The organism is Pseudoalteromonas sp. MEBiC 03607, assembly GCF_004792295.1.
Taxonomy (GTDB): Bacteria; Pseudomonadota; Gammaproteobacteria; order Enterobacterales; family Alteromonadaceae; genus Pseudoalteromonas; species Pseudoalteromonas lipolytica_C.
Genome location: NZ_SRRY01000002.1, coordinates 741,857 through 753,336 on the forward strand (window position 1 = coordinate 741,857; position 11,480 = coordinate 753,336).

The window sequence follows — 11,480 nt, forward strand, 5'->3', positions numbered from 1 at the left end:
ACTCGGTATATAAAAAAGCCCAGAGAACACACAAACTAGACTTTTTGTGACAACAATTCGGTTATAAAGCTAAGTTTTGCTTAGCGCGGTTTAGGTTGTGATTAACTAAATCATTACCCGACATTTTTACCGCTTCATAAAAATCAGACAGTGCAGCAGTGTCGTTTTTCGACATGATGCGTGCGATACCACGGTTACTTAAAGCGAATGAAGTAAGCTCTCGGCGTTTGTAGCCGCGTACTTCGCTTTGATTAAGAAGCTTGATAGCTTCAGTACAAAGTGATTCTGCGTGGCTGAAGTTTTTAGACTTCACACTTGCTGCGCAACGATTAAATGCAAGTTCGTATTGGCTGTTTACGTCAGACGCTTTAGCTGTGTTATTTAACACTGCTTCATATTGGCCTTGCATAATAGCTTGCGATGAATCTGAGTCGCTAATTACCATCAGTTTGTAGTCACTTTGATCAGCGATTGCAAAAGCTGAACATGTCAGCAAAGAGCTAAGAGCAAGTCGTTTTAAAAGTGGTTTAAACATGATTGGTTTCCTCATTAATCGCAGCATCGTTTGCTGATGAGTTAACTTTAGAGTAATCCATCTAAACCGACAAACGATTAAAATAAACTTGATAGATGAATTTTTTTAATCTATTGGCATGTGTTGTACTTTTTATTGCCACAACAATGCCTTAGTGTTTAAATGGGATGTTTTTTAAACATAATAATTATTTAAAATGGATTTTTATGAAACCCTTGACGCTTTACTCATCACTTATTTTTACAGCTCTTAACTTCAGCCCACTTGGTGTGAGCTTATGTAATGGCGAAGATAGCCATTCAGTAACTAACTCTGAGATTAATTGGTCTGAACTTGCTGTAAAAGATGTTGAAGCGGCCTATCAGTTATCGGTTATTAATCACCCTGGTATGTATGATATACGTAACCCAGGCTTTGCTAAACAGCTCGAAAAAGCAAAGCAAGAAGGCTTAAAGCTGGCAGTAAAAGCGCATAGTTCACAAGCTTTTGCTGCGGCTATTTCACGTTTTAGAACTGTTCTACAAGATGGTCATGCAGGAGCTATCGATACCTTGCCCAGAGAATTAAAGCCACAAAAAAGCTGGCCGGGCTTTTCAACAGTGTGGCGCGGTGATGCGTTAAAAGTGTATTACAGTGAGTTAGATGCAATTGCCAAGGGCGATAAACTAGTGAGTTGTGACAATACAGCAATTAATACTTTGCTGGTTGAGCGTGTTTTTCGCTATTACGGCGAAGTTCAGCAGCCTGGTAGTTGGTGGAATCATGGCTGGCGACTAACAATTGATGATGGCAACCCGTTTTTGTCGCCGCTTGAAAGCTGTACATTTGAAAAAGCCGACGGTTCTACCTATAGCCTAAAATTAAACTGGACTGTTAGGCCTGATGATGTCAATGAAAAACTTAAAAATGCCTACAATGGCGATAAGTTGCCAATTGAACTTAATTGGCCTTTAGGGAATATTGCTTGGATCAGTATGCCAACTTATGCACCTAATGAGCAGCAGCAAGCGGATTATCAAGCGATGTTGAGCGCTATTGAACAGCAGCATAGTAAGTTAATGCAAGCTAAAGCCGTTGTGCTTGATCTTCGCCATAATCAAGGTGGCTCATCGATGTGGAGTGAGCAAATAGCCTCAGCACTTTGGGGCAGTGAACAATTCAAATATGGCCGCTATAAGCTACACAAAAATACCCAAGTGTGGTGGCGAACTTCTAAAGGCAATACTGACTATTTTGGCGATGTAGTCGCAAGCTATGATACGGCTAGTCCTTGGTATCAATGGTTAAAGACAACCCACGAAAGTATGCAGGCGGCTTATGAAAAGGGTGAACAATTTTATGTCGAGATAGTCTCTGCAGAGCAACAAGCAATGCCAAAAAACGCCAGTCAGTTTACTACACCTGTTTATGTGATTGTGCCAGGGCAATGTGCCAGTGCTTGTTTAGATGCGCTGGATAGTTTTAAGCTGTTTGCAAGCACACAATTAGTTGGCGCACCAAGTAGTACAGATTCTACCTACATGGAGGTGAGGCTCGAAACCCTACCTTCAGGTTTTGCTAAAGTCATTCTGCCTATTAAAGTATATGTAAATAGGCCTCGCGAAAAAGGCTTTTACTATCAACCTGATATTAAATTCAACGAACTTGAATGGACAACACAAGCGCTTGTTAAAATGATAGCTGAGTTGTAATTAAATAATATTAACTTGCTTTTTTATATTATACGATTACGATCTGTATACGTTTTATATATAGGTCATATAATGGGTATTGTTAAAATTAGCGATGAGCTACACGAAGAAATCCGTAAAGCAAGCACAGCGATGGTGCGTTCAATCAACTCACAATCTGAGTATTGGATTAAAATCGGCATGCTTGCTGAGCTAAATCCAACTATGACCTACAGCGATATTATCAAAGAGCAACTTCGCCTAGCTGATGTGAAAGCTAAGGATGTGCGTGATGAGTAAGGTTGTGATTAAAAATGCAGACGAAATTGCTTTGATGCGAGAATCTGGCCGATTACTTGCCGATGTATTTGCTTACCTTGATCCTTTGGTAAAAGAAGGAGTGACTACAATGCAAATAAACGATCTCGTCGAGCGTTACATAGTTGATCAGTTACAAGCAAGGCCATCTAGTAAAGGACAGTACGACTACCCTTATGTACTAAATGCCTCTGTCAACGAGGTGGTATGTCATGGTTTCCCTAACGAAAAAGGCATTTTGAAAGCGGGTGATATTGTTAATATTGATATCACTCTTGAGAAAAATGGCTATTTAGCTGACTCTAGCAAAATGTATTTAATTGGAGAGGTGTCGCCGTTAGCGAAACGTTTGGTTGACACAACTCAGCAAGCGCTATGGCATGCGATTAAAATGGTAAAACCCGGTGTGCGGCTGGGGGATATTGGTAATGCGATTGCAAATTTTGCTCATCAACATGGTTACAGCGTGGTTAAAGAATATTGTGGTCATGGTATCGGCCAGCAAATGCACGAAGAGCCACAAGTATTGCATTACGGTAAGAAAAACACTGGGCTGGTGTTAAAAGAGGGTATGACCTTCACGATAGAGCCAATGATCAATCAGGGGGCTGCTAAAGTGAAAACTAAGCCTGATGGCTGGACAGTGGTAACAAGGGATAAAAAGCTCTCGGCACAATGGGAGCACACTTTAGCGGTAACGGCTGAGGGCGTTGAAGTGCTAACCTTGCGCGAAGAAGAGCACCACTTTTTAAGCTAATTCAGCAACAGGCTCTTCTGCTAACCAATTTAGAGCCGCTGTTTTTGACTTAAATACATTCATCACCATACCTGCTCGTTTATATAAATTACAGTAGGTATCGGTGAGCAAGCTACCACCTTCAAGCCCCTCTTTTATGACTAAGGCTGTTTTAGCCGGCGCAATGCCTTTGCGTCTAAGCTCAACAAAATACACCATTAGTTTTTCAAGAGCCCCAGGTGTTGCCATGCATGAGTTTTCAAATTCAACCAATTCATACCATTGACCATAAGCCGTGGTGAGTTTGTTGATATAATCTTGTTGCATGAAAGAGTGAGCTTCAATTATTTCTTCGTTGAACGGCCCAGTAGCAGTCGTTAAAAGCGTGTGTTCTCGTTGGTAAAACTCGACAAGACCATGTGGCTTAAAATCTTTGAATGGATAATGGTTAGTTGATACTTTGTTATGCATCCGTTCAATCCCTGAATGTTTATTAAGCTATTGATAATAGCAGTGTAATAGATTAATTCAATATTTAGCCCAACAAGATTGCTAAAATAACAATAAAAGTATTGTTTTTATTACCAAGTCGAACCGGCTTGAATGTAAATAGCATTCTGTTCTGGGCCATGTGCTACATCTAACCCTATGGTAATACCATAATGCTCATCGATGAGATAACGAAAGCCCGCACCGACTGTATCAATGGTTTCTACCTTTGATAAATCAGAAAAATTATCAGCAGCCCAGCCCATGCCAGTAAACACATTAAGCTTTATTTTATGGGTGATTTTATAGCTTGCTTCTGCTTCAGTAACAAAAACATCCAAACCTTGATAACGGGTAGCAGACACACCGCGCAGGCTAATACTTGGCGGAATATAAACTGGTAAGCGTTTTTCACCTCGATTATTAACAGAGTCATATTGCATACGTAATGCAAAGTTAAACTTATCGGTATAACGCCAGTAATTGAGAGCGGTTAATTTTAAGCTGCTGTAATCAACTTTACTGCCAATTGCCTCATCGAAATATAAGTACTCGGCTTTATAGTTAAAGCCACGCTCAGGGTTAAGTGGGTTATCTCGGCTATCGTACTCTAACAAGGGGCCAATACCTGACGTATTTACATCTAGAGAAAGGTGTTCTTTGATAATGCCATTCTCAAGCAAGTAATCTTCAATTGGATTTTCTGCTAGACTAATATCCACTTGGCGATAAATCTGCTTAAAACCATAAAAAAAGTTACTGTTGTCATAACGTAATTTAAGATTTTGAAATACTGCAGGGCCTTCAATATTTAGTGAAAGTGGTGTGAGTAGTTTTATTTCATCAAAGGTATAAAAATCGAGATTAATACTCGCCCAGCCAACAATCCCTTGGTAGCGAATTCTGTCTTCGTCCCAAAACGTTATGTGGCCAACAGCACCCCCTTTAGTGCCATTTTTAGTGCCCATTAGGCCAACTAAACTGATGCTTTGAGGTAGGGTAGAGCCCTCTTTCTTTTTTTTAGCTTTCTTTTCATTATCGTGAAAAAATAAACCAACCACACCAAGGCCAGGCCCTACTGCTGGCTCTGTAATAAACGTGGGGATAGGTAAAAACGAAATGGGCTCATCAATTTTTTGTTGCTGATTACTTAATTGTTGCTCTGCTGGTTTAATTGCGTATTCATCATAGCTAGAGGCAAGGCAATAATCACTTAGTAAGCTTGCTGACAATACACTTATTACTACTACTTTTTTCACTTAATCCCTTACCTTAAATATCAATTGTTGTCTTGTTAAAGTTGATAGTTAAATTCTAGACGATGATCGCCATCCATAAAGTCAACGTTTCTATTCCAGTTAGCGAAATAGCGTAGATTCATACGCGGGTTAATCTGATAACTTGCAGCAAACTCATGAGTTAAAATATGGCTTTGGTTTAGGCCATAGTAATGGTCTTTATAATTATCACTTCCACCAATGGTTGTTAGCCAAAAAGGATTGTAATTAAGCCATATTTTGTCAGTTATAGTCACTTTTGCGTACATGCCAACTAAGCCATAGGCTCCCATTATGGAGTAACCACTGTCTCGACTACCGTCATCTTCAAGAGCATTTTCTCCAATCGATGCTCCGACTCCGGCAAGCGGGTAAAAGCTAAACTTGCCCACTGGTTTTAATGCTTTTATATAGCTATACGAAACATCCATACTTTCATCTGCAACCAAATTCGCATTTAGGTTGTAGGAAGCATCAAGTTGTTTAGCGCTCATCGAAGTTAAATCAACCGAAAAGTTACGAAAGCGAAAAGAATCAATGGAATCAGTGGTTTTGTTATCACTCTCCCAGCCTAGCGCATCACCGTAAATCCCTTTCACTTCGATAACATTCATGCCAGCAGTTGTTGTTATACCGGTGTCATAGGCTTGTCCTACTTTAAGGTTAATCCCCTTGTTAGTTGAGCCTGCGCCTATTTGGGTATATACCGCAAGTGGGTCCGACATATCTTGCACTTCTTTTTCATTAGCTGACAAGTTTGATAGTTGAAACGCAAGTGAAAATAAGAACGAAATTCGTAGAAAAGGCATGTGTTTTCCTTACACAAGTAATAAAAAGTTGCTTACTAATTCTTAAGGTACTTATAGTCTATTTATTTATTGAATTCAATCATCAAGCCGCTAAATAATTTGGAGTATTTTAAATGAATATAGCGGTTTAGAATCTACCCGCTGCAATATAATAAAGTGGATTTGGGTTTAAATATGATAATGGCTAACCTAGTAAAAACAGTAGAGAGTATACTTTAATAAAAAAGTTTTGATTTTATGAATAATTGATTTAAATCGTTTTTTACTAGATTAGAAACTAGACGCATTTTGTTTTCATCTTATACTAAACTGAGCTCTTTAGGAGTAAATAGTACTATTAATAAAAAGGGATAATTTATGAAAAAACTAATAGCGGCGGCTATTTGCAGCTTGGTTTCAACAGTAAGCCTAGCGTCAGATAAGCCAAACGTATTGGCCATTATGGTTGATGACGTTGCGCCAATTTCACTCAGTGCCTACTCACATGGTATGACCTACCCAACCCCTAATATTGATCGCATTGCTAACGAAGGTGCGTTGTTTACAGATCACTATGCTCAGCCTAGTTGTACAGCGGGTCGTGCCGCATTTTTAATGGGGCAATTACCTATTCGAACTGGCTTAACAACGGTAGGCCAACCGGGAAATCCTCTTGGTATTAAAGAAGCCGATCCTACCTTAGCTGAATTTTTAAAAGATCGCGGTTATATGACGGCGCAATACGGTAAAAACCACTTAGGTGATTTAGATGAACACTTACCAACAAAGCATGGCTTTGATGAATTTTACGGTAATTTGTATCACTTAAATGTATCTGAAGAGCCAGAGCAAGCGGATTACCCAAAAGATCCTAAGTTTGTGAAAAAATTTGGCCCACGTGGTGTTATCGAATCTTACGCCAATGGCAAAATCATTGATACGGGTCCACTTACTCGCAAACGTATGGAAACCTTTGACGAAGAAGTGTTAGAGCGTTCACTTAACTTTATGGAGCGTGCAGTTAAAGCGAAAAAGCCATTCTTTATTTGGCACGCTACAAGCCGAATGCATGTATACACTCACTTAAAACCTGAAAGTCGTAATTTAGCGACGGGCATTAGCTCTGAAGAAGATATTTTTGGTAGTGGTTTGATGGAACACGATGGTCATGTTGGCAAGCTGCTGGATAAACTGGATGAGCTAAAAATTGCCGATAACACCATTGTTATTTACACCAGCGATAATGGCCCTGAGCAATCAAGTTGGCCAGATGCTGGAACAACATCGTTCCGCGGCGAAAAAATGACAACATGGGAAGGGGGCGTGCGTGTGCCTTTCTTAGTTCGTTGGCCAAACAAAATACCAAAAGGCTTAAAGCTAAATGGTATTTCATCGCATGAAGATGTTTTCCCAACGATTGCCGCAGCACTTGGCGAGAACAACTTACGTGAAAAGCTTAAAAAGTCAGATAAAGTTTATATTGATGGTGAGAATAACTTAGCGTACTGGACTGGTAAGGCGGATAAATCGGCGCGTAACTTCTTCTTTTACTACTATGAATCACAGCTAACAGCTGTTCGTTTTGGCCCGTGGAAAATGCACTTTGCAACCAAACCAACAGGGTTATATTACGATGATATGGTAACGCACAGTATGCCTAAGCTATTTAACTTACGTAAAGATCCATTAGAGCACTACGACGGTATCACTGGCTTTCACCAAATTATGCGTAAGAGTTGGTTGCTACAGCCGATCATTGCTAAGTTAAATGAGCATGTACAAACTTTTGTTGAGTTTCCACCGCGTCAGGAAGCGGCGTCACTTAACGTGAATGAAGCAATCGAAAAAGCAAAATCACTAAACTATGGTCATTAATTATTAACCATAAGTTAAATAGAAAAGGGCCTACTTGGCCCTTTTTTAATGCTTATTAATTAATACTCTTCATCATTTCGAGCTGTTTCACAAACTGCTGAACTTGCTGGTTACCGGGCACTAACCTCGCTAAGTTTCTGGCATAAAACAACGCTTGGCTGTAGTTTTCTTCTGCCACATACCACTGTGTAAGACTGTAGCTAATATCCGGGTTATTCGGAGTCAGATTAAAGGCGCGTTCAAGGGCAGATATAGCTGCGGGCATATTGCCTAAATCTTGTAACAGTAACGCGTAGGTATACTGATAATTTGCATTTTCTTGTGCAAACTGCGCGGCTTTTTGTAAATGGTTAAGGGCCGTGTCTTTTTGTTTTGTGCGAATAAGGCTCATTGCCAGGGCATAATGAATATCGCCGCTTTCTGCGTTTACTGCTAAGCCTTGTTTTAAGATAGCTTGCGCGGCATTTTCATCGCCTTGATTGCGATATAAATCAGCTAAATTCACATAAGCGGGAGCAAAAATAGGCTCAACACTGATTGCTTGTAAATAATGTGCTTTGGCTTGTTCTGGCTTTTGTAATGTGAGCGCCAGATTCCCTAAATTAGAATGCGAGTAGCCGCGCTCTGCTTGGTATTGTTGAATATCTTTGTACTCATCGAGCGCTGAATTTAAGCGCTTAGTGTCTTGCTCATTGAGGCCTGCTGGGAACGGCTGAGTTAACATGGCCGCCAGAGCTCTTGCAGCTTCGGCTCTGATTGGTAAATGTTCATCATCTAAAAGCGGGTTTAATAAACGCCAGCGTTGGTTGATATCAAAAGGCATTGCCGCTTCAATGGCTGCTTGGCGTTTCAATGGCTCGTTGTCTTTTACTGAGCGAGCAATCGCAACGACAGCGTTGTTATCTGGGCTTGCGGCTAAGCGGCTGAGCGCTGATGCGCGAATAATCTCAGGAAAGCCCTTATCTTGCACAATTTTAGTCAGCATGGTTGAGGCATTAGGTAAACGGTTATCGGCGGCATAAAACGCCTCAGAAAAATGCGCAGTACCAAGATATTTTGAATTTGGGTGCCAGTCTTTTATTTTGGCGACCGCCCACTGCGGCGTTTTATCTTCATGGCAGCTATTACAGGCATTGGGAGCATTGGTTTTTAACGTTAAATCAGGGCGAGGTACTCGAAAGCTGTGGTCGCGCCTTGCATCTACTTGCATATAGGCAGTGGTGGGCATATGACAATCGACACATTGGCTACCTGTACTTGCCACTTTATGGCCGTGATGTTTAGGTGTATCGAACACCTCTTGGCTATGACATTGCGTACAAGTTTGATTCCCAGGCAGTTTTAATTTACCCGAATGAGGGTTATGGCAGTTAGTACAGGTAACCCCTGCATTGAACATTTTACTTTGTAAAAACGAGCCCCATACATAGTCTTCATCCCATACTTGACCATCAACGTGATAAAGCTCAGGAGTGAGTAAAGAGCCTTGAAAGTTTTGTAAAAAGCTATGTGGGTCTTTGCGGTCATCAAGCTGTGAACGGCGAGCATGACAGGTTGCACACACTTGCACTTGCTCGCTTTTTACCAGTGGCTGTACGCTTTGCATACTGCCATCAGCTTGTTGAGTAAACAGTGGGGTTTGCTTTTTAATGTTATGGGTAAAGCCCTTATCGGCAATACTGCTATCGCCATCAGCCCATTTTAAATGAGCTTGGCTATCGCCATGACACGCTTTACAGCTCACGTTAATGCTTGAATAACTTGAGTTAAAGCTATTCGTTTTAAGGTCGAACTGCTTTTTGAAATCAGTTGAGTGGCAATCAGCACACATATGATTCCAGTTTTGGCCTTTTTGCGCCCAATGAAATAGGTCATGCTGTTTCTGCTCAGGATGCAATACAAACCAGCGCTGACCGCCTTGCGCTTTGCTGCGTGAGTCCCACGCAAACGGAAATAGCTGTATGTGGCCATTGCCCATATCAAACATGTATTGCTGCAATGGCTCATAGCCAAATGTGTATAAAACAGGGTAGTCAGTTAGCTTGCCATCAAGGTTTGGCATGCTTATAAAAAGTTGTTGGCCTTGTTGATAGAAGCGCGCTGGTTGGCCTTGGTAGTCTAGAGTTTGATCATTGAAATTACCAAGCACCGAAGTGGGAGTGGCTTTTTCCATAGCATGAAAATGATGGGATGTTTGCCAGTCTTCAACTTGGGTCTGATGACAGTTAACACACAGGGTTTCTGCAAACACACTAAATGCGAACAAGCTGCATAGCAGCCAAGCCAATCTTATCACTAAATAAATCCTTTTTTATTTTTACCACATGCACTTATGAGTTATATCAGTTTGTTACTGATAAGCAAAGTCGGCTTATTAAAACGAGGGTGTAAAAAAGCCCGATAAACTCGGGCTTAGTAGATTATAGACTTTTCTTTGGTGGAAGCGCGACGTTAGCAAAAATAAGCCCCGCCACTAATGACATAAATATCAAGAAGGTTTGTTGACCAATATGCTCAGCATAGACGAAATCTTGACCTTCAATTAATGAGTTCAAACCAATATAGGTTTTACTCCCCGGTACTAATACGATTAAGCCTTGCATAGCAACAATGGAAGCAGGTGCATTAGCAACACGGTTAAACAAGTTACTAAAAATCCCTACAGATAAAGCGCCAACAAATGTGCCAAGTGTGTAGTCTAGATACATGGCAGATCCAATGCTTGTGCCATAGGCGATAAAGCCAGACGCAATAGACCAACCCGCATGCTTTAGTTTGGTTCTAAAAATCACGATTAGGCTGCTACATAGCATGAATATAGCAAGCCATGCTGTCCATTTTGGTAAAGGCTCTGGTTGCACGTAGTCTGCTTGACCAAACATAGCGAAACCAATTCCAATACCAATAAAAGCGCCAAAATAGAGCTTAAACAGCAGCATGAATGAGTCCATCACCCGTGCTGTACCAGACACCAAGTGCCGTGCTGCAAGCTCTGCTAATCCAAGGGCTAATGCTAAGCCGGGTATAAACACAATGATGGCTGATAGCACCACCAATCGTATGTTTATTTCGGCGTCTAGGTAAACACTGACCGCACACGCGATAATTGCAGAAACAATGGCCACTAAAGGCTCAAGCATATGCGCGACGCGTTTTGAGCGTGTTGACCAAAGCACAAATAAGTACACCACTAAGGTGATCAGTGCTGACCAAAACACATCATTCCAACCGGTACCCATTAACATGGCAAATGCACCGCCAGAGGTTGCAAAAGCAACGCCGGTCATAAATTTATTATACGGGTTTGGCAGGTTGTAAATGATGTCGAGTTGTTTATCGACCTCTTGTAGCGTTAGCTCACCGTTAAGCATTTTGTTTACTAAATCATCGGTATCTGCCAGCGAGCCTAAGTCGTGATCGCCCGGATCAACACGCGCAACATGGGTGTACTCTTCTTCGTGACCATCTGTCCAAATAACAAAGGTCACTGATGTTGGCGACATAACAAAAGATGATTTTAAGCCGAGGTAAGTCGCAACTTCCATTAAGTGCGCTTCTAGTCGGTAAGCAGGTGTACCGTATTTATGAAGCATTTTGCCAAGCTTCACGATAAATTTTCGTTTTTCAGTAAACGTTGCGGTTTTCAAAGGCGTTTTGAACCAAAGGTTAAATTGTTCAGTTAAGGATAGACCAAAATTCAATAAGATATAGTCTAGTAGCAAGACTATATCGCTTAAATTCACCAGCGCGATTTTAGCGACAAAAGCCGCTATGTCTAGTGTTATTTACGGC

General features: G+C 41.0%; 10 protein-coding genes. 4 read left to right on the top strand and 6 right to left on the bottom strand.

What is annotated here, in order from left to right:
• Positions 1 to 61: 61 nt before the first annotated feature.
• Positions 62 to 535 carry a hypothetical protein gene (locus E5N72_RS20225; RefSeq protein ID WP_135926878.1) on the bottom strand — a complete coding sequence of 158 codons (474 nt, stop codon included), beginning with the start codon at positions 533 to 535 and terminating at the stop codon, positions 62 to 64.
• A gap of 206 nt (positions 536 to 741) precedes the next feature.
• Between E5N72_RS20225 and E5N72_RS20230 the strand changes: the two genes are divergently transcribed.
• The 3 genes from E5N72_RS20230 (at position 742) to map (ending at position 3,280) form a co-directional block, all read left to right on the top strand.
• Complete coding sequence (locus E5N72_RS20230) at positions 742 to 2,226, top strand: S41 family peptidase (protein WP_135926879.1); 1,485 nt, start codon at positions 742 to 744, stop codon at positions 2,224 to 2,226.
• A 72-nt stretch (positions 2,227 to 2,298) separates the two neighbouring features.
• Positions 2,299 to 2,505 (top strand): ParD-like family protein, encoded by a 207-nt coding sequence (locus E5N72_RS20235; RefSeq protein WP_135926880.1) that lies wholly within the window; start codon positions 2,299 to 2,301, stop codon positions 2,503 to 2,505.
• Positions 2,498 to 3,280 (top strand): type I methionyl aminopeptidase, encoded by a 783-nt coding sequence (gene map / locus E5N72_RS20240; RefSeq protein WP_135926881.1) that lies wholly within the window; start codon positions 2,498 to 2,500, stop codon positions 3,278 to 3,280. The genes E5N72_RS20235 and map overlap by 8 nt, the downstream gene beginning before the upstream one ends.
• Here map and E5N72_RS20245 read toward each other — a convergent pair.
• The 3 genes from E5N72_RS20245 to E5N72_RS20255 all read right to left on the bottom strand — a co-directional run bounded on the left by E5N72_RS20245 (position 3,272) and on the right by E5N72_RS20255 (position 5,834).
• Positions 3,272 to 3,730 (bottom strand): hypothetical protein, encoded by a 459-nt coding sequence (locus tag E5N72_RS20245; protein ID WP_135926882.1) that lies wholly within the window; start codon positions 3,728 to 3,730, stop codon positions 3,272 to 3,274. The two genes, map and E5N72_RS20245, sit on opposite strands and share 9 nt — an antisense overlap.
• 110 nt (positions 3,731 to 3,840) lie before the next feature.
• Positions 3,841 to 5,007 (bottom strand): BamA/TamA family outer membrane protein, encoded by a 1,167-nt coding sequence (locus E5N72_RS20250; protein ID WP_240704571.1) that lies wholly within the window; start codon positions 5,005 to 5,007, stop codon positions 3,841 to 3,843.
• 35 nt (positions 5,008 to 5,042) lie between these two features.
• Entirely contained in the window at positions 5,043 to 5,834 is a 792-nt protein-coding gene (locus E5N72_RS20255) for a hypothetical protein (protein ID WP_135926883.1), read from the bottom strand.
• 357 nt (positions 5,835 to 6,191) lie between these two features.
• Between E5N72_RS20255 and E5N72_RS20260 the strand changes: the two genes are divergently transcribed.
• Complete coding sequence (locus E5N72_RS20260) at positions 6,192 to 7,688, top strand: arylsulfatase (protein ID WP_135926884.1); 1,497 nt, start codon at positions 6,192 to 6,194, stop codon at positions 7,686 to 7,688.
• 55 nt (positions 7,689 to 7,743) lie between these two features.
• Here the strand turns inward: E5N72_RS20260 and E5N72_RS20265 are convergent, their stop codons facing one another.
• Positions 7,744 to 9,984, bottom strand: a complete 2,241-nt coding sequence (locus E5N72_RS20265; protein ID WP_240704572.1) for a multiheme c-type cytochrome — start codon at positions 9,982 to 9,984, stop codon at positions 7,744 to 7,746.
• Between the two features lie 124 nt (positions 9,985 to 10,108).
• Entirely contained in the window at positions 10,109 to 11,335 is a 1,227-nt protein-coding gene (locus E5N72_RS20270) for a threonine/serine exporter family protein (RefSeq protein WP_135926886.1), read from the bottom strand.
• Positions 11,336 to 11,480 lie beyond the last annotated feature (145 nt).